Annotated in this window: 14 protein-coding genes; 6 read left to right on the top strand and 8 right to left on the bottom strand. The window is 42.4% G+C overall.

The window, feature by feature from the left end; translation table 11 throughout:
* Positions 1-322: 322 nt before the first annotated feature.
* Positions 323-610 (top strand): CD3324 family protein, encoded by a 288-nt coding sequence (locus T344_RS0121535; RefSeq protein WP_027630416.1) that lies wholly within the window; start codon positions 323-325, stop codon positions 608-610.
* Between the two features lie 313 nt (positions 611-923).
* Here T344_RS0121535 and T344_RS31625 read toward each other — a convergent pair whose 3' ends face one another.
* Positions 924-2,192: a helix-turn-helix domain-containing protein gene (locus T344_RS31625; protein WP_051572132.1), complete on the bottom strand. Its 1,269-nt coding sequence runs from the start codon at positions 2,190-2,192 to the stop codon at positions 924-926.
* Positions 2,193-2,356: 164 nt separating this feature from the next.
* Here T344_RS31625 and T344_RS0121525 point away from each other — a divergent pair, with 164 nt between their 5' ends.
* A complete protein-coding gene (locus T344_RS0121525) occupies positions 2,357-3,397 on the top strand; it encodes an HD-GYP domain-containing protein (RefSeq protein WP_027630414.1) in 1,041 nt (346 codons plus the stop codon).
* Between the two features lie 218 nt (positions 3,398-3,615).
* On the opposite strand, the gene T344_RS0121520 is transcribed toward T344_RS0121525, so the two are convergent.
* Complete coding sequence (locus T344_RS0121520) at positions 3,616-5,121, bottom strand: Ig-like domain-containing protein (RefSeq protein WP_027630413.1); 1,506 nt, start codon at positions 5,119-5,121, stop codon at positions 3,616-3,618.
* A gap of 151 nt (positions 5,122-5,272) precedes the next feature.
* On the opposite strand from T344_RS0121520, the gene T344_RS0121515 reads away from it, so the two are divergent.
* Positions 5,273-5,635 (top strand): VOC family protein, encoded by a 363-nt coding sequence (locus tag T344_RS0121515; RefSeq protein ID WP_027630412.1) that lies wholly within the window; start codon positions 5,273-5,275, stop codon positions 5,633-5,635.
* A 127-nt stretch (positions 5,636-5,762) separates the two neighbouring features.
* Here T344_RS0121515 and T344_RS0121510 read toward each other — a convergent pair whose 3' ends face one another.
* Positions 5,763-8,723: a hybrid sensor histidine kinase/response regulator gene (locus T344_RS0121510; RefSeq protein WP_027630411.1), complete on the bottom strand. Its 2,961-nt coding sequence runs from the start codon at positions 8,721-8,723 to the stop codon at positions 5,763-5,765.
* A 168-nt stretch (positions 8,724-8,891) separates the two neighbouring features.
* Here T344_RS0121510 and T344_RS0121505 point away from each other — a divergent pair, with 168 nt between their 5' ends.
* A complete protein-coding gene (locus T344_RS0121505) occupies positions 8,892-9,998 on the top strand; it encodes a sensor histidine kinase (protein ID WP_027630410.1) in 1,107 nt (368 codons plus the stop codon).
* Here T344_RS0121505 and T344_RS0121500 read toward each other — a convergent pair.
* From T344_RS0121500 to T344_RS0121490, 3 genes are all read right to left on the bottom strand, one after another.
* Complete coding sequence (locus tag T344_RS0121500) at positions 9,987-11,069, bottom strand: response regulator transcription factor (RefSeq protein ID WP_027630409.1); 1,083 nt, start codon at positions 11,067-11,069, stop codon at positions 9,987-9,989. The two genes, T344_RS0121505 and T344_RS0121500, sit on opposite strands and share 12 nt — an antisense overlap.
* A 218-nt stretch (positions 11,070-11,287) precedes the next feature.
* Complete coding sequence (locus T344_RS0121495; RefSeq protein WP_027630408.1) at positions 11,288-13,174, bottom strand: beta-N-acetylhexosaminidase; 1,887 nt, start codon at positions 13,172-13,174, stop codon at positions 11,288-11,290.
* 50 nt (positions 13,175-13,224) lie between these two features.
* Positions 13,225-14,613, bottom strand: a complete 1,389-nt coding sequence (locus tag T344_RS0121490) for an ADP-ribosylglycohydrolase family protein (RefSeq protein WP_027630407.1) — start codon at positions 14,611-14,613, stop codon at positions 13,225-13,227.
* Between the two features lie 229 nt (positions 14,614-14,842).
* On the opposite strand from T344_RS0121490, the gene T344_RS0121480 reads away from it, so the two are divergent.
* Positions 14,843-16,273, top strand: coding sequence for a hypothetical protein (locus tag T344_RS0121480; protein ID WP_027630406.1), 1,431 nt, complete (start codon positions 14,843-14,845; stop codon positions 16,271-16,273).
* 183 nt (positions 16,274-16,456) lie between these two features.
* Positions 16,457-17,305 carry a MurR/RpiR family transcriptional regulator gene (locus T344_RS0121475; protein ID WP_027630405.1) on the top strand — a complete coding sequence of 283 codons (849 nt, stop codon included), beginning with the start codon at positions 16,457-16,459 and terminating at the stop codon, positions 17,303-17,305.
* Between the two features lie 132 nt (positions 17,306-17,437).
* Here T344_RS0121475 and T344_RS0121470 read toward each other — a convergent pair whose 3' ends face one another.
* Together T344_RS0121470 and T344_RS0121465 are read right to left on the bottom strand one after the other, a co-directional pair.
* Positions 17,438-18,952, bottom strand: a complete 1,515-nt coding sequence (locus tag T344_RS0121470) for a DUF4127 family protein (RefSeq protein WP_084331301.1) — start codon at positions 18,950-18,952, stop codon at positions 17,438-17,440.
* 31 nt (positions 18,953-18,983) lie between these two features.
* Positions 18,984-19,940: an ROK family protein gene (locus T344_RS0121465; RefSeq protein ID WP_027630403.1), complete on the bottom strand. Its 957-nt coding sequence runs from the start codon at positions 19,938-19,940 to the stop codon at positions 18,984-18,986.
* Positions 19,941-20,025: the final 85 nt, after the last annotated feature.

Raw genomic sequence — 20,025 nt, 5'->3', positions numbered from 1 at the left:
TAAAATAAAAGCAGGAATAACTATTTGTTTTTCTGAAAATTCTGGTGAAAGGGGAGTGTTGGAATGATGAGTTTATTTGGTAATGAGGTGGCTTTTATATAACTGAATACATGTGAAAGGCATAGCCGTTCCAAATACCAATTATTTTATTGGTCTGTTTTGTGTGCCTTTTGCGTCAGCAACCCGTAATAACCCTAAAACCGATTATCTATTTATTAAAGCTAAAGTACGGTATGGTTATCGTACTTTTTTCATGTCCGCAGGGGTTGTTCCCTGCGGTTTTTTTGTAACGGTTAATACCGAATTTAAGGAGTGAATTTTCTTGTTAAAATATAAAAATGCCAAAACAATTCTTCCTGAGTGCCTGTTAAGAGAACTTCAGCAATATGTCAGGGGGGAAATGATATATGTCCCCGGTGATGACTCACCACGGGCAGGCTGGGGAGAAGCAAACGGAACCAGGGAGAAATACATTATAAGGAATAATGAAATCATAAGGCTTTATAAAAGCGGTGTCAGCAAGGAGGATATTGCCGACAGATATCACCTTTCCGAGTACAGCATTAAAAAGATAATACAAAATAGAGGGGATGTTTCGAAACTAAAATAATTGAAATACACATGAAAAAATATTGTAATAGTGCTCCTATACAAACTTCAATAAATGGATTGCTCACAAAGTACATGCCAGAAATTTGTACGGCTCATCACAAGTATTTTTGCTGTCGCAGGACACTCGACCTCCTGTCTCGGATCGCTGCTCAAATCGGCTTCCTGCCGATTTGCCAGCTAAAACACTTGTGTTTCACCTGAAATTTCAGGCATGTACTTTTAATTGAGCTTCCCATTTATTGAAGTTGTACTCGCGCACTATAATCACAGTTAATCATGTATTGCAATTTTGTTGTTTCGCGGCACGCTTCTTACAGCTCGAAGGAGTTTCGGCCGTAATTCTGGCGGAATTCCAAAGGTGTCATGCCTGTAAATTTTTTAAAAACATTGTTGAAATGATTCTGATAATTATATCCCAGTGCAAATGAAATTTCCTGTATGGACTTATTTGTGAATATCAGCAGGTTTTTTCCTTCCTCCACGCGTATGAGATTTATATTGTCCAGCAGCGATAAATTGGTCTCTTTTTTTATCAGACTGGACAGATATACCGAATTGAGATTTACATATTCGGCCAGTACCGTAAGCGTGATCTTTTCTTTATAGTGGCTTTTAATGTATTGCATTACACGCTTTATATGAAGCGAATAATTGCTGCTGTTTGAAACTGAAACCAGATACGCAAGAGTTTCAATGGTATATGCGGTCTTTAATATAATCTCCTGTGGCTGTTTTATATTGACAACACTTGCCGAGAAGCTCTCGATCAATCCGATTACCCTTTTATACGGCGCATTTCCCAGAACGGCAAAAACACATGAGACAGTACAAAGCACTATGGACTTATTTTTTAATATACGGAAATTGTCATCGATGATCCTGGTATCCCATAAAAGATTTGAATGACTGTTGAGCAGATCTACAATGTCGTCCATATTTCCCTGTATTATCTTATCTTTCAATTTAAGGCAGAAAGCATAAAGTGCATTATACTCATCATTTTCCGATGTGTTTGTAGTGTGCTCCTTCAATTTAACCGGCAGTGCCGTAACTTTAATATCCTTATTTCCGTACTCTTCCCGGACAGGAGAATACCAGCTGTTTTCCTCCGATTGGCTTAAAACCAGCAAAAGCTGGCCAAGATGGCAAAGTCTTTCTTCGGAGACAATAGGTAAAGTCCTTATTAAATTTTCATATTTAACTTTTTTATGAATAGGTAAGAATTTATTGGTGAAGATATCTTCAATTTTTTTTGTATCGGGTACATATGAGAGCATGGGTCCGGCAACATAAACAGCCTTGATTATCTTTCCGCTGCTGATGGGTACGATAATGTATGCCAGGTATCCTTTTGTGTGATATGTATTAATATTCTTTGAATACTCGGCCGGCTGGAAGAACAAATCCTTAAGAAAACCGGATATTTCTTCAAAGTCGGCGTATTCCAGAATGCCTGCGTAATCGTAGTTCTCGGAAAATAAAGTAGGGGGTGAATCGGGATCTTCAATATACATAACAGGTACCTGAGTAGTTCCGGTATAGGTGTCGATTATTTTGCCTACTGTACTTTTTTCGTGCATAATTATTCCTTTCTTGTGGGTAAATGTACAAAAGTACATTAATTTAATGTAAAAAATCTTTATTTCATATATGTATTATAATATACAAAATGCTACAATAGTTACAATATTTTAACTATATGTGACAATATTTGTTCAAAGATAGATTTTCCTGAGGAGTTAATATGACTAAATTACGGGTGAGTGTATTTGATTGCAGATGCGGTGACGTTATAGCCAGGGATGTAATCAGTGACAAAGGATTGATTTTGGCTGCAGAAAATTTAGTACTGAATGATTTCATCATTTCAAAATTAAAAACTATCGGCATAACTTCTGTATGGATATTTAAAGACTCAAGCCGCACATATAGATATTACGAAAAGAAGGAAAAGATGGTTGCGGGATACAAGGATACAGTTTTGTCAGTTAAACAGGTTTTTAATAAAATTGCAGCCGGAAAAAGGTTTGAATACAAGGAAATAAAACGTATTGCCGAATCAATTTACAATAATCTGGATGGTATAGATATTATAATACAATACCTTAATCAGCTTAAAGGGTATGACGACTACACTTATTCACACAGCGTAAATGTGGGTTTTTATTCAATGCTGATCGGAAGGCGGCTTCACATGCAGGATTCCAAGCTGATAGACCTGATACAGGCCGGGGTGCTGCACGATATAGGCAAGATGAAAATAGACAATGAACTTCTCAACAAGAGAGGCAAGCTGACCGACGAAGAATTTGAAACAATTAAAACACACAGTTACCTGGGTTTCGAGATACTCAACGGGTCCTCACATTTCGGAATCAATATAAAGAACGCTGTGCTTATGCACCATGAGAGGATAGATGGCTCAGGTTATCCAACAGGCGCAAAGGATGAGGAGATAGGAGAATATGCAAAAATCGTTGCCATTGCAGATGTATATGATGCCATGACTTCGGATCGTCCCTATAAGAAGAGGGTAACACCTTTTGAGGCCTTCGACATGTTCCTTACCACAGGACTCAGCACATTTGATACATCGGTATTGCACACATTTCTGGTGAACTTTTCAACACATCTTGTGGGAGCCAAGGTTCAGCTTGACACGGGAGAGGTAGGCGAAATTGTATATATACCTCCTCATGAAATTATAAATCCTATAATAAGGGTGGGTTCGACCTTCCTGAAGATAACGAGAAATGAAAGCCCCCAGATTGTGAGCTTTGTGTAAAAACGGTATTTCACAGCCCCAAGTGACCTGTAGAGGAGTGCCCAGAAATGGCCTTCTTTATGGGTTTTTATTTTTAACTCGCGAACTCAGTAACCCATTATTTGCAATTCTCTAACCTTGAGATCCCATTTTACTATATTTAAAGATAAAAAAGGAACTGCTGCCCGGATGAATAAAATTTATTCATTGTGCAACAGTTCCAGCAGTTTTTGCGGAATTTATTTATCAACCTTTACAGTGGTTGCTTTGCTTTCGTTTCCAAAAACATCGGTTGCCGTAACCGTCAGTGTACAATTTGTTTTTACGGGAGTAATGTCGACGGTGAAGTTTCCTTTTTCATCGGATATCCCCTCTCCGATAACGGTTTCACCCTTTTTAACAGTAATTGTTGTGAAGGCTTCTGATTTACCCGTTACTGTTTTCGATGTTTTTAAAACCTTATTTACAACAGGCGCATCGGGCGCTGCGGTATCCGGTTCATAACTGTACTCCTGGGAAGCAACACTGGAATAACTTCTGCCCATATTTAGCATATCGCTGAAATTGAAGGAATTCTCAGGAGTTACTGCCGGGAAATCAATAACGACATCTTTATTGATTTTGGTGTTAACGGTGTTAAAGGTAATTCCAAGCTTAATAATGCCTTCCTCTTTACTTTCTTCCTTTATGTAATCAGGGTCTTCAAGAGCATTGAAGTTTTCGTAGGCAGCACTGATTTCTTTCAGGTTGATGACGAAATCACAGGTGCCGCTCTCGCTGACAATATAGCCCTGGCTGTTGATTCCAAAATCAATATCTATACCTTTGTCTCCAAGAATTTTTACATCCTTGACAGAAGCCATGATATTGTCCCAGGTTTTGAGAAATTCAGGAAGTTCGGACTTGAATTTTTCAAAGGATCTGTTTATTTCTCCCTTTGCTTTCATCCTTTCCATATATGAAAGGCCGGATATGTCAACGGTGTCCATGGATAGATCTCTGAACAGGTTCAATGCATTTTCATTCTGGGCAAGGCTGGTCACAGTGTAGGACAACAGCTTTTTAAAGGTAGCGTCATCAAGCTTCAGGTTGTATACAGAAACTGTCTGGTTATCAACGGTTTTGCTTCCCTTTCCGGTAACTATGGAAAATCCGGGGTTGGAATTCCTGGCAAAATCCTTGATAAAATTCATAACCTTGGGAGTCAGCTTGGTGCTGTACTGCATCAATTGTTTGCCGGATGTGTTGAAAACAGCGGCATCCTTGGAGGAGAACATGCTATCGGTATCCAGCACCATGTAATCCTTACCCTGGTTCTCTGAAGACATAAACATAGTCAAAAGGGAAGGAACCTTAAATATTTCCTTAACCTTCGGGACATCTCCTGTCAGGTCTGTATCAACCCATACGGATGCCTTGGTACTGATTCCGTTCATATCAACGGATAAATCGGCTTGAGCCTGTGAGACGGTTTTCTCGGCATTGCTTTTGAATTTTTGATTAATTTCAATTTTCATTCCATTGAGAATTGCGGCTATTTGTTCAAAACTTTCCTTGTCGTAATCCTTTAAACCTTCCGAAGTCAAATTAAAGGTTACATCAGTTTTACTCTCGCTCGAAGTTATTTCAGGCTGCTTGCTTAAAGCACTTAAAAGTACAAGCTCATCGGTGGCACAGCCGGCGAGAATTGTCAAACTCAAAGTTAAAACCAGGATAAGACAAAATATTTTTGAAATTGTTTTCATAATACACCTCCATATTATCTCCATTTTAACACACGCGGTCATGGATGTAAATTTACGCCACCTAAAGTTTGATAAAGTCTGCAAAACTGAATATAATGATATGTGTAGAGATACGGAAGTAAAATAAATTCAAGCTTGGGAGGAAAATGACATGAAATTTTGCTGGACTACCATAAAGGTGACAAATATGGAGAAATCCCTTCGGTTTTATCAGGAAATCGTGGGGCTTCCTGTAAACAGGCATTTCGGTATGGGGACAGATATGGAAATAGCTTTTTTGGGAGAAGGGGAGACACAGGTTGAACTGATTTATAATAAAGGTGCAAATGAAGCAAACCTTGGGAAGGATATATCACTTGGCTTTGAAGTTGCGTCAATTGATGAAATGATGTCCTATGTAAAGGAAAAGGGAATAGCTGTTCATAGCGGACCTTTCCAGCCCAACCCCCATGTGAAGTTTTTCTATGTGACAGACCCCGATGGCTTAAAAATACAATTTGTAGAAAATATGTAGATACAATTTTGCAGGTATTCTTTTTCATTGAAAGGGAGTTTGTAAAATGAAAATACTTCATTTTGCAAACTCCCTTTAGAAAACTGTCTGTGGGCCGGTTGCCAAAGGCTGCATTTTAAATTGGACCTTATATTATATTTATATCTATCAAAAGCTCTTTTAAAATTTTGAGTGCAGCCTCCCAGTCCATTTGCCGGATTGCTTCCTCAAGTCCTCCCATCCTGTTTTGCTCAAAGCTTTGAAGCAATAAAGGCCTAAGCAGCCTGAAACGCTCAAAGGCTTCAAAATCACCCCGTTCCGTAAGTGAGATCAAAGCTTCAAGTTCATCCCCCAGCACAGTGTCGGTACCTGCTGTTTCTGACTGCTGCGGCAGGCCGGTAATCTGATCTATGGTGACCTGCGCCTGCCCTTCAAGATTTTTGTTTTTCTCGGCCAGGGCGGCGGCTGAGGAATAAACCCGTCCGAACTGTTCCTCCAGAACCGGGAAAACCAAAGGGGCAGTATTTTCCGTACCAACGGCCCTGAGCTCCTGTACCGCTGCAGCGGCCGACAGTGATAAGGACTCCGACCCTATATTTGCCGCCACACCTTTCATAGAGTGACATAATAAGACGGCTGCGGGATAGTCTTTATCTATCAGTGCTGTTTTCAATTCATGGACAAAATTCTTATGATTTTTAACGAACAATCCAAGGATATTCATATATGCAATATAATCCCCGCCCAGCCGCTTCAGGGCTGAGGAAATGTCAAGTGCGTCAGCTTCTGCCGCAGTCCTCCACTTTTCAATGGTAAAAAGCAGTTTGCCGGGATCAAAAGGCTTTGTGATATAGTCATCCACCCAGGTATTCAGCGCTTTTTTCCTGACTGCTTCATCAATATCGGCAGTGAGCGCTATTATGACCGGTTTACCGGCAAGAGGCAGCTTCCTGATCCTTCTGGAGGTTTCGAGCCCATCCATTACAGGCATGTGCAGATCCATCAGCACAAGGTTGTAATATTCCTGCTGCAGCTTTTTCAGAGCTTCCTGTCCGCCCGAAGCCCTGGTGACATGGTGACCGGCACTGCTGAGGCATTCCTCGGCTACCATGAGATTGACTTCATTATCATCCACAACCAGGATTTTTAAGGGTGCCGCCGATACAGGCACAACCGCGGGCTTCAAGCCTGTGAGATAGTTGTGCAGCTGATTTAGACCGAAGGGATAGATCAGCTGCAGGTCATCATATTCATTGCTTTCAAAAGTTCCTGCAGCTATTACTTTACATTGGGGCGGTACCAGCCCGGAAAGCCCGGAGACGTCATTACCGTCCGGCTGGCAGAACAGGAAATCGGTATCTTCAAACGCCGGGGGATTATCAGTGTTTCCGTCAATTATACTGCCCATTCCAAGAAGTTTTAAAAGTCTGGCCGTATGAGAAAGCAGAACAGGATTTTCAATGAGCATAACAGCTTTTGAACCGCGGAGCTCCGGTTTGGGCAGAATTGAAGCAGCCGGAGCAGGCGTCAGCCCCACGGTAAAATCAAATTTGCTGCCGTATCCCGGCCGGCTCTCAAGGCTTATCTTTCCATCCATCTTTTCTATAAGATTCTTGCTGATGGCAAGACCCAGGCCGGTTCCTCCGTATGTTTTGGATATGCCCGGATCACCCTGGGAAAAGGGCTTGAATAATTTCAGCCTTTGTTGGGGTGAGATGCCGATACCGGTATCCTCTATTGAAAATTCAAGAATAACTTGAGAGGAGGCAGTTTCGGCAGCAGATACATTTACATTAATTGAAATACTGCCTTTTTCAGTAAATTTTACCGCATTGCCCACAAGGTTGAGCAATATCTGCCTCAGCCTGTCAGGATCGCCAATAAATGAGACCGGCACATTCTCGCTTATATTAATAATCAGATTGAGCCCTTTACTCCGGATACTGTTGGAGAGGATGCTGACAGTTTTATTTATGAGTTCAAACAGGTCGAATTGTATTTCCTGGAGCTTCAGTTCGGGGGTATTGTACCTGGAGTAATCAAGAACATCATTTACAATGGTTAAAAGGCCTTCTGCCGAATATTGTATTTTTTGCAGGTAATCGTATTGCCTTGAATCAAGCCCGGAGTTCATCAACATGCGGCTGAGGCCCAGAACGGCATTTAAAGGGGTGCGTAATTCATGGCTCATATTTGCGATGAATTCACTTTTGGCCCGGCTGGCCGCTTCGGCTGCTGCTTTGTCATACTTAAGCCCCTCCAGGGTTTTCTTCTGCCTGGTAAAGTTTTTTATATAGCCTGCGACTCTGAGAATTTTTCCATTCCTGTCCCTGGCCAGTGCCAGACAGGATATGAGCATCCACTGCCAGCCCAGGTTCGGAGCATTGATGCGGCAGTTTACTTCAAATGCCCCGGCTTTACCAGAAAGATAATCGGCAAAGGCCTTACTGACCATTTCCTTATCTTCAGGGTGGACAAGATCCCGAAAATTTACTTTTAAGAGATCTTCGGGATATTCCACTCCGATATAATTACAGATAATTATAGATTTACCTGTGGATATATCATATTCCCAGATGCCGATTTTCCCGGCAAGGGCCGCCAATTTCAGCCTCTCCTCGCTTTCCCTCAGTGCCAGTTGGAATTTCACTCTGGCAGTGATATCCCGGGCAAGCACAATAAAGCTTTTGGCTTTAGTTTTGTCATTTGCCGGAGTCCTGCCTGCCAGGGAGATTTCATACCAGTGTATCTCTCCTGCGGGATCAGGGTAGGGAAAAGCCTCAATCATTTCTTTGCCTGATTTTAGAGCTGTTTCCATTGCAGCTTTTATTAATTCCCAATTGTCTCCGGATATAAATTCCCGTATGTTTTTACCTGCGATAGAGTACTGATGACAGATAATATCGTTGGAAGCCGCCATGTAATCAAGACAGTTTCCGTTTATATCAATTTCGAAAAGACCGTAGGGAAGGGCATTGAGAACGGCGTTCAAAAGAGTGTTTTTTTCTGCAATAATCCTTTTATAATATAATAAGCCGGGGACGAAAAGGGCCGCCGCTAATACAAAAACAATAACAGCATCCAATAGTATAATACTTGTTAAATTCATCTGCTCCTCCAGTCGGCATATGGATTCATAGCCTGGCCACACCTTCGCTCATGAACCATAATGGAATTAAACAGGTTAAATATGTATAATGGTATCATACATAATTCTATCATATATAAATAGTTGAGGATATTCAGTGTATGAATAGTTTAAGGGGGCGCTGATTATTTGAATTACATAAATAAAAATCCTGAAATCCTGATAATAGATGATACTCCTGAGCACGTACATTTCGTTGCTTCCATAATCAGGACCAAAAACTACAGGGTCAGGGTGGCCACCAGCGCTTTGCAGGCCTTTGATGCATTAAAGAAAGGAATCCCCGACTTGATCCTGCTTGATGTAATAATGCCTGAAATGGATGGCTTCGAGCTGTGTTCATTAATAAGGAAAGATCCCCGGTATCATTCGGTGCCAATAATTTTTCTTACAGCTGTAAAAGACAGTGAAAATATAGTAAGGGGTTTTGAGGCAGGTGCGCAGGATTATGTGTCAAAACCCGTGAATGCAAATGAGCTGCTTGTACGCATACAGACCCATTTAAACCTGAAGAAGCGGACCGATAAACTCCTGGAGGCCTATAACGATATTGACAGCTTCAACCATATGATCTCACATGATTTAAAGACACCTGTCCGGTCAATAAAGAAACTTGCCGGCTTTTTAAAAGAGGCGGTCGAGAACCGGAAGGATGAGGATATCAATGAGCTTCTTGAAATGCTGACTGAGAAAACGTCTAAAACTGTTGACCTTATTGAAAAATATGCGCAGCTGGCAAAGCTTTCACGGACTGCATTAAAGATTGAGTCTGTAAATATGGGCAGTCTTTCGGAAAAGGCTTTTGAAGAAATAAAAAAGGTCTGTCCGGGTCAGAAAATAGTATTCGAAAGAGGTGAGCTGCCGGTGGTCCATGGGGATAGCCTTCTTCTGGGCCAGGTATTGGTCAATCTGTTTTCCAATGCGGCAAAGTATTCGAGGGGCAGGGATAGATCAATAATTCAGATGAGCTGTAAAAAAATTGACTATGAATACTTGTTTTCCATAAAAGATAATGGTGTGGGCTTTGACATGAATTATGCCGAAAATATTTTTAAGATGTTTGTGAGGCTTCATACTCAAAGTGAGTTCGAGGGCACCGGGATAGGACTTGCCAGCGTTAAAAAAATCATAAATCTGCATGGGGGCGGAGTATGGATAACAGCCGTAGTCGACAGGGGTGCCGAGGTCTGTTTCACCTTACCGGTTGAGGTGGAAGTAGGGAATTTATTTGGTTAAACGTTTCAGATCTATTGGTGTCATGTTGTGGTACTGCTTGAATAAACGCGTAAAGTAGTCGGTATTCCTATACCCCATAATTTCGCTGATTTCATAGGTTTTGTACTTTCCCGACAGAACCAGGGCTTTTGCCCGTTCCATCTTCACTCTTGTAATGTAATTGACCACACTTTCACCTGTCACCTGGCGGAAGATCTTCCCCAGGTACTTACTGCTGTAATTAAGCGTCCTGGCTGCATCCTCAAGAGTAGTCCGGCCCTCGACATTATTTATAAAATATTCACAAAGAAGCTTTACAACAGGATTTGTTCCGCTGATATGCAAATCATTTATAAATTCTGCCAGGCCCTTTATATTGGAAATGAATACGGCAATTATTGCAGTGGTGCTTTCCAGCGGCTTTACCGAAGCCTTGAAACCCTTGACTTGAAGCTTGTCCAGCCAGGGCATATCGGATAAAAACAGCCCGTATAAGTTTTTCAAGCTGTTTTCCAGTACTATTGACAATTTGAAACCGTCCTCTTCATAGAAAGCAGCCAGCCTTGAGGCAAGGCCGGCTGCATATGCCTCAGCATTTTTGCCGCTCTCTTTAATAAGTCTGAATAATTCCTGTTCCTCCTGAACCGAGTAGGGCAGTTTCAGGCTTTCTTCCAGCTGAAGTCTGGTATGCTCGGCCAGCTTTCGGTTTTCGCCCTTCTCATCCAGGAACAGCCTTGCATTGCTTAACAGCTCATCAAGCTCTTCCGCTTCTATGGGCTTTAGAAGATAATCAAAGGCACCCAGCTTTATAGCTTGACGTGTAAAGGAATAATCACAGGATCCGCTGATAATTACAACACACAAATCATTCCCGCCGTTCCGTAATTCCCGGATAAATTGAATGCCGTCAATTCTTGGCATTCTTATATCAACAAATACTATGTCATACTCTGCCGAGCTTATTTTTTCAAGAGCTTCCTTTCCATCTCCGGCTTCACCGGCAATATCAAAGCCATGCAGGCCAAATAAAAACGATTTTTTCAGCTCATACCGGATTGCCCTATCATCATCAACTATCAGTGCTTTGTACATTTTTGTCCCCTGTCTTCCCAACAACATTAATACTATAATACTTTAAATCAGCCAATTTTTAAAGACGGGTTTTTTGTGGCTGAATCATACTAATTCAAGGTAAAAAATTCCAAAGCCTGCAAAGATCATATCAATTAGATATCCTTTAACCTTATGACCAATGAAAGGATATTTAATTGATATATAAAAGGTATATAGAGCTTTTATGGTGCACTCCATCAACCGAGGGGACTTGCTGAAATAATCCTGTGATAGAGATTGCAATGCCCCAGACCTTTGCCTTCAGGCATTTCAGAGTTGTCGAACCAAAGCCGCTCCTCCTCCAGTTCCTCAATGGAAGCTATGCTGCCTTTTAAAAATTCGTTGATTCTGAATTGAGCGGTACTCACCCTGGCCAATAATCCGCCGTAACGTATGTCAAGTATTTCCCAGCCAAAGGGCTTGTAGGTGTGAAACCACTGCTCCCTGTGAGCTGCCCGCAATTCATCAATTGAATTATATAGTTTGGGCAGGCTGTCGGCTGCTATTATCCCAAGATGCTTTTTATCCCCACAGTCGTAAGCGGCTTTCAGTTCAATTCCTATACTGCTTTTAAGACTAAGAACCGTACACAGCTTATGCAGCATTTGGAAGATAAATCTCCATTGGCCGCTGGCAGAGGCATAGTTTATAAATTTTGACTCAAGCTTTGAATAATATGTTTGCAAATCCAGCCCTTCCAGATGTTTGTCAAACAAACCCATAAGGATATCCTGCCATAAAATATACTTGGGAGGATTTGCAACATCCTGGTATATGCCTGCTGCTCCGGGTGCCTGATTTATCAAGGAAATATCCAGAAATGCCTGCGCATTTCCGCCGGTGCAGAATTCAAATCTTTCATACAGTTTATCCATGTCAATTTGAGGATTGTATCCATGTTCCGCAAAAAGCTGCAGGCCCAGCAGAGCGGAAAAAATATTGGTTTCGGCGCCATTGTCGCCCCAAATGGTAGCAATGACTTTTCTTACCCCTTCTTTTTTGCAGGCGCTCATGGCAGCATTGGTTGTTACAAAGGTCTTTCCGTAGTTTACGCATATGCCGTTCCAGGTCCATATTCCACCGGCAAAAATAATATCCTGCTTTAACTGTTTGTTGCTCTTGATAAGGCGCAGGTAGGAGGCTTCATCATTATGGTAGTAATCCCAATAAACCAGGGACAGGTTTGCCGGGATTTTGCCGGGCACATCCTCGGGGATGACCGCATTCATATCATAGTAATCGCCGGTTTTGGAACCCAGCCGGAAATACATATCGCTCCAGATCATGGGTTCCAGGCCGTATTTGTCTGTAATTCCGGTAACCCTTTGAAGATGTTCGGACATGATGTCAAACCTTCTCCTGTAACCATGCTCATCGAGATATTTGCCTAACCCGAGAAAGTGAGCTTCATCCATACCCAGATGTATTTTTTTGCTTCTGAAGGGCTTGGTTATTGCTTGAATAAGCTTTTCAAGAAATTCGTAAGTCTGTTGGCTGCCCACGAGAAGAATATCCTCCGTATCTTTGATATCCTTTGAGAAATTCCATTTGAGTGCCTGGTCTATATGGGCCAGTGTCTGGATGCAGGGTATGACTTCAATACCAAATATGTCGGCATAGTCATCACACTCCTTTAACTCCTCGTATGAGTAGCTCCCCCGCATATAGCCGAAATAGGGAAGGCCGTCAACCTTATAGGTATCTTCGGTGTAGAGCATTAAGGTATCCAGGCCCATAACAGCCATTTTTTCCAGGAGCTGTTTAATATTTTCCGTTTTTAAGACGGCATTTCTGGAAACGTCCACCATGACTCCGTCCATATCAAATTGAGGCTGCTCAACAATGTGAAAGCTGCTGCTCTTTCTCAGATTTTCAATAAGCAGCCCCAGACCTCTATAAAGATGTATTTTCCTATCAAACCTGATACATCCGCTGTTATTTGAAAAGCTGACCTCGAGAGTTCCCGGCCTTTGCTCCAATACCACGGCAATACCGTCTGAAGATATTTCAAAAGCCAGCATCCTGCCAAATATTTCGATACCTTTATCAAAAAAATCCGTATAACCGGTAAATTTAAATTTCATCCCCAAACACCTCTTTTTCAAATATTAAAAAGTTTCTTTAAAAATTGACTTCAATTTTTTTCAAGCCTTTGCTTTTTTGCCATATCAACCGTGCGTCTTGCAAGCTCGGATATCTCCACCAGGCCGAAGCCGTCCACACCTGATTTCAATTTGTTGTTAAGGGGCTTGATCCACTTGTCGGAAAGTCCGCCGGCTCCGTTAATCATTCCTACTATTGAACCTGCCGTAGCCCCATTGCAATCTGTGTCAAAAGCGGCCATAACAGCTATACCTATGGATTTTTCAAGTTCCGCCTCTCCATATATCAGGGCTATGCAGACAATCATAGCATTGGGGATGGTATGGCACCAGTGGTAACCTGTCTTTTCGTCAAAGAGCTTATGTACCCTGTCAATAGCCTGTTCCCAGTTCAAACCAAGCTCTTTCCAGGAGAGAACATCATTAACTGCTTCAAATAATCTGGATTTTTCCGGGATTTGTGACAGGCCGCATTCAATGATTTTATACGGGTCATTCAGCAAAGCGGCAGCAGACAGCATGGCAGCAATGAACATTTCACCGTATATACCGTTTTTAACATGTGAAATTGAAGCATCTCTCCAGGCCAGCTCGGCTCCGAGCTCAGGGTCTCCGGGGGTGATATAGCCGAAAAAATCACCTCTTATCTGTGCGCCTATCCATTCTCTGTACGGATTTCTGCAGCTGGCCGAATGCGGAGGATATATCAGATTTATAATATTTTTGTATGCAATTCTCTCGGCAGTGCAGGTGTGGAGAATGGGAAGGTTTGAAAGCCAGCATTCCGCAACATCCTCCGGAGTGAAAGCCATCCCGTATTGCTCAAGTATTTTAAGTCCCATAACAGTGTAGTTTGTATCGTCGTCTTCAGGCATATGCTGCACATTATTTATCCAGTTCTTAATGCTGCTGCCATAAACGCCGCCCTCATCACTGACATCATACTTTTTGCGAAGTTCCCCGGAAATGTCGGAAGATATGTAATAGTTTACGGGATAATTGCCAGTAGCCTTCAGAAGTCCGGTAATACGTTCCCGGTACCAGCCCTCGACCGGCTGGCCCAAAAGGCAGCCTGCACACCTTCCAAGCCAGGCGCCGTATATTTTATCATAACTCAGGGCTTCTATGTGTTCGGACAACAATTTGACATTCAAGTCCGGACGGAGTGCTGGTCTGGATGCTTTTATGGCTTCGAGCTCCGAAGGTTCAAAAAAGCGGTAATCCTTTTTGATTTGCAAATGCTGGATCCTGTCCAAAAAGGCAGCTGCCAGTACTTCTCTTTCAGCATCAAGAGGATTCATATTCTTTATTTCGTCGACAGTTTCAATTATGTCCTTAACGTCCCTTCCTTCATCCACAGCCTGTAAAAGCTCGAGATCCAGATAATCTCCATAGTTCAGCCAGGGTTGCTCCTTCAGCATGTTTACCTCCATGATGTTTTCCCACCGCCTGAACAGGAGGAAGACATTTACATTCACGATATATTTTATTGCTTCAATCTATTTTATATTATATAATGATTATAATAAATGTGAAAATAATTTTCAACATAATGGATAAAGAAAAATATAATCTTCACATTTATGAATTTGTTTTTTAGCCGCAGACTTGGAAACAAGTTTTTTAAGAGTATACTTTTTGGAGGTCCTTGTGGGAAAGTGCAGTTTCGGTAAAGTAATCGTCAATGATGTATTTGAGGCAAAATATCCGTTTGGCAAGGATTTGGAAGGCAGGTTCGTATACCTGCGGGATGGAAGGCAGCAGTGGCTGCTTGCGGTTTTTGATTTTTCCGGCACCTTCAGACGGACCTGCATAAAGTGGAGAAAAGCTGTCTCAGAGGCTACGGGAATACCTGCAGCGAATATATGGTATCACGAGCTGCAGATTCATGCCGCACCGATTTCTGATGAATTGGATGGTGCGCCTTGTGACAGGCTTGTTGAAATTTGTGTCCCGGTGATCAGGGATATGATGCTGTCAGCAGTGGACGCTCAGCTAAGCTATATCCTTCTTGATCTGGAGGACAGGTTTAATGTCAACAGAGAGCAATATATACCCGAGCTGGGAGCCGTTACCGTTTGGGCAGGCCTGCAGTATGATCCCCAAGGCAGGCCCTTCGGCAGAAATCCGGATATAATGAACTTATACGGCTATAAACCGGATATTCAAGCTTTCAAGGACAATATATATTTTGACAGGCCGGCTGATCCGCAGGGTGCCCTGCTTGTATTCCGGTCCGGAACAGGTGAGGTATTGGGCACCATTACCAGATTTGCTGCACATCCTGATGTTGCCGTACTATTTGAGTCCATGGGCATAACCGACCAGTATAAATATCATTGGGACTGGCCCGGATACCTGAGAGAGGCAATGGACAAAGCCATCGGAGGTACCGGTCTGTATGTCAATGGCCCTTGCGGCAACCTTTCTGTGCGAAAAGGTTATGAAGGAATGACGACCTATGCCGTATGCGACCGGGAGGCCTTCCGCATAGGAAATGAAATAGCCCGCGCATTTCTTAAGGTATGGGATAGTACGCCGGGGGAATGGGAGGATATTAAACTGACTGGAATAAAAGCCGGAAAAGTTGATCTGCCCATGAGGGATTCCATGCCCCATTCTCTTGAGGCTTCCAGATGCAGAGAGGAACAGATTAAAGCCTCAACGGAGAATTTGGATACTGCCCTGAAAAATGCAGCTCCCCCTGCCTTAATAAAAAGGCTGATTGATGAGAAGATGCATCAGAGCTGTATCAGCACAATTATTAATAGCTGGGTTGGAATTACCGGTTCGGAACTGAAAAGCCGGACGGTTATTGCGGAAATTGAGGCAGTATCCCTTAACGGACTGGTATTTGCCGGACTTCCGGGGGAGTGCCTGACAGAGACCTGTCTGTGGTTAAAGGCTCAAAGCATGGGAAATAAGCTGATTGTGCTGGATCAGGTAAACGGGTACATGGGTTATATGACAACGGCAGAAGCCTATGACCAGGGCGGATATTCCTACTGGGGCAGCTGGCTCAGGCGTGATGCTGAAAAAATATTAAGGAAAAAAATGCTGGAACTTATAAGGCAAATTTAATTATTTACTAAAAATTTCAAAAAATTATTATGCAAATTAGATATAGTAAATTATATATATATTGTATGATTATATAAATAAATATAAAATTTTGAAAAATAAACTTTTCAATGCAATGTCTCAAAGAGATTGAAAAAATATTTATAATTTCTCAAGCATTATTAAAAAATAACGAGGTGAAAAATGCAGGACAAACAGTGCCTATTAAAAATAAGAAGTCTTTACAGCAGTTTTTCTAAAATTGAAAAGAAAATAGCAGATTATATTTTTTTACACGAGATTGAGATTATTTATATGTCCATAACCGAATTCTCTGAAAACTGTGAGGTCAGTGAAACCTCGATTGTGAGATTTTGCAGGAAGATAAATCTGAAGGGTTATCAGGAGTTCAAGCTTGTTCTGGCAAGGGAATGTGTAAATCCCCAGGAAAATCTGCATGAAAAAATTCATGGGGATGACAATATTGAAGAAATTATCAACAAAATAACCGTTGCAAATATTGAAGCAATAAAAAATACCTCCAAAATACTTTCCACAGCGGCAATGGAAAAGGCCATCAACGCAATTCTGGCAGCAGACAGGATTGATATTTACGGAGTTGGTGCTTCTGCCTTTACTGCCGGAGACGCCAAATACAAGTTTATGAGAATAGGCATCAAATGTGAATCCTTCAGTGACCCGCACCTGCAAAACATGTCTGCGGTGAATCTGGACTCAAAAAGCGTTGCCATCGGTATCAGCTTCAGCGGCAGCACGAAGGATACGGTGGATTCTCTTGCTCTTGCTAAAAAAGCAGGTGCATTTACAATTGCCATAACCAACTATGAAAAATCTCCCATTACCAAGTATGCCAATGCCATACTGCTTACCTCCGCGGAAGAAACTCCTCTTCGAAGCGGCGCACTGACTTCCAAGATCGCCCAGCTGCAGGTGCTGGATATATTCTATACTGCGGTGGCCATAAGAAGAGGCGATCTGGCATTTGATATGCTCAACAAAACAGCCGAAGCTGTTTTGCCGAAATTGTATTAAAAAATCCAGCTGTTCCGGCAGCTGGATTTTTAATTTATTAGATGTTACAGACTACTAGGTAATATTTTTACATCAACTGGTAACTTCATAAAATAAAGACGCACCCAAAACAATTACGAAAATTGTATCGCCTCATTTTACTTCTACGTCCAGTCCAACTTCAAACATTCTGGACCAGGGCATATATACATCGTTTATGACAATACTATGCCGGGCATCACCTAGATAGCTGTCACTGAATTTCTGAAGTTCCTGTTTAACTATTTCGGCTGCCTTTCCTCTGGGGCCATCCGTTTTGAAATAATTTAACTGCATACCGGGCAGATAACGCTCTGTTACCAGTTGGCGAACCTGTGCACAGTATGCCGCATCTTCCACATACCTGAGGCCTAAAAAATCGTAATGGGACTGTGTGGCACCGTACAGGCGGCAGATAAAGGCCTGTGTTATTGCGGTCCCCAGTGTGTTTGAGCTGGTATTCCAGCCGGCATAGGAGGAGAGCTTGTAAAGCAGGTTTTTCTGCTTTATATAATTCAGCAGTTCCAGGTCGCCGCCGTTGGCAAAGGCAACGTCGGCCACGGCGCACGTCAGTTTTTTCGTATTGATGACAAAATCCATGTATTCCACGAATTCTATAAGATTTCTGCCGACGGTATAGTTTGAACCTTTTGTTTGCTGTTGATTGGCCTCCAGCATTTTTTCGGCAGGGGCATTTACCATAAGGACCATATCAGCGTCGGCCAGGCTGTCGCAAATCAGGCCCCCGGCGCAGAGCACATGGTATTTTATACTTTCATACAGAAGTCTGTCTTCGTAGAGAGGAACCACAAAGGGGGCCCCCACGCTTGAAAATCTCAGGTATACGCTGGGACGGTAACCCGCCGTCTCGTTCACCATTCTTGCAAACAGCGTCATCCCTACTTCATCGGCACCGGGATACATGTACGCCTTAAGACCTGCGTTTTTTTCACCGATATAATTCCTCAGCTTTGACTGATCTATTGCTGTAAAACCGTAAGGTGCCGAATCATCCTGGGGGATAACCAAAAAATCAATTATGCCTTCCGTTAACAGGTCTACGGAAAGTTTATTGATTTCAAGATTTATTTTTCTGCGGCTTGTATAGTCCTGAAGTATTTTGGCCGGAAGCCGGTTGGCAATGAGGGCATACTCGGTTTCTTCGTCTTTCGTAGTCTTATTTAATTCATTTTTGTGCCCCAAAAATCCGCTTTTAAATATTTCGGTTCCATAGTCCTGGTAGTAATCAGGTTCTTCGTCACTGCTGGAGTAGGAGGGACATCTCATTATAAGATTGAAAGCATATATTTTCAGAGATGCGTTTAATGCTTTGAGCTTGCGCAGTTTTCCCAGAACAGCCTTACCTTCGGCCGCCGACAGCTTGTGCAGTCTTGAGGGAATAATACCCCCGTAGACAAGCATGTCGATTGACAGAATAGCTCCTTCTGCTGATCCGGCATTTTTAAAAGCCCAGCTCCAGAGCGCATCCACATCGGCAGGTGTCTTTTTTCTGCCAAGAAGCTCCATGGGAGGGACCAGAACGTTATAATCAGTACCCCTGGCAAGCATGGGCATGAATTTGTAATTACAGGGTCTTTCGTCCAGCGGTATATATATGATATTCTTCATATTCAGCCTCCAAATTTATTTATAAGCAGCTTTAAATAAAAAGCCTTCTGACTGCTCCGATGATTCCCGCGTTATCGCCAAGTCTTGCATTTTTAATCAACAGCTTTTCGGTGAATTTCGGCATGGCTCTTTTAATAATATTTTCAGTCAAAGGGCCAATCAGTTTTTCTCCAAGCTGTGTTATTCCACCGCCGATAATTACTCCGCCCGGGTTTAATATATGAAGCAGGCCCACAATACCAACCGACAGGTGCAGTATATAATCGTCCACAATAGCCGAAGCCAGGGCATCACCCAGTTCCTTGGCCTCGAAGATAACTTCTCCGTTTATTTTTTGAGGGTCACCTTTCACAAGGTCGCTTACCAGTGATTTTTTTCCTTCCGCAAGGCTTTGCCGCATGTGTTGAATCAGTGCGGTAACAGAGCCGTATTGCTCAAAGCAGCCTTTATTTCCGCAGTTGCATAAGGGGCCGTCAAAATTGATACTGAAGTGTCCGAATTCACCTGAAATATCGGCAGCTCCGTAGTCAATACCTCCATTTCTGAAGATGGCACCTCCTACGCCTGTTCCCAGAGTAAGGCAGATAAAGTCTTCAAGTCCCGCAGCCGCACCCATCCAATGTTCTCCCAGCGCCACAGCATTAACGTCATTTTCAACCGCAGCGGGTAAATTGAAAGCCTCATGAATTTCGTTTTTAAGCTGAAAACCGCTGAGACCGGGAAGGTTGTCGGTTGCAAAAACCACTTTTCCAAGCCTGTGGTCAACCTGACCTGCTGTAGCACAGCCGATGCCGCAAATTCTGCCCATTCCTGCCGACCCGGCTATAAGTTTGCCTATTAATTCCCTGACAAGCAGGAAGGTGTGGGAAAAACCTTTTTTGGCCTGTGTTGAAATCTTGTCCGAAATGATAACTTCACCTCTGCTGCTGATCACACCTCCCTTAATGTTTGTACCTCCGATATCAATACCTATAGCTAAATTTTCCATAAACGGCCCGTCCTTTTTTGATCTGTAATTGCTTCTTTTAATATCGCTTATTTATATTTTACATAAAAAGTATCGGAAAAAGAAT

It is taken from the genome of Ruminiclostridium cellobioparum DSM 1351 = ATCC 15832, assembly GCF_000621505.1.
In the GTDB taxonomy this organism is placed as follows: Bacteria; Bacillota; Clostridia; order Acetivibrionales; family DSM-1351; genus Ruminiclostridium; species Ruminiclostridium cellobioparum.
Note: the sequence above shows the minus strand (reverse complement) of the source record. Positions and strands in the feature narration are given on the sequence as shown.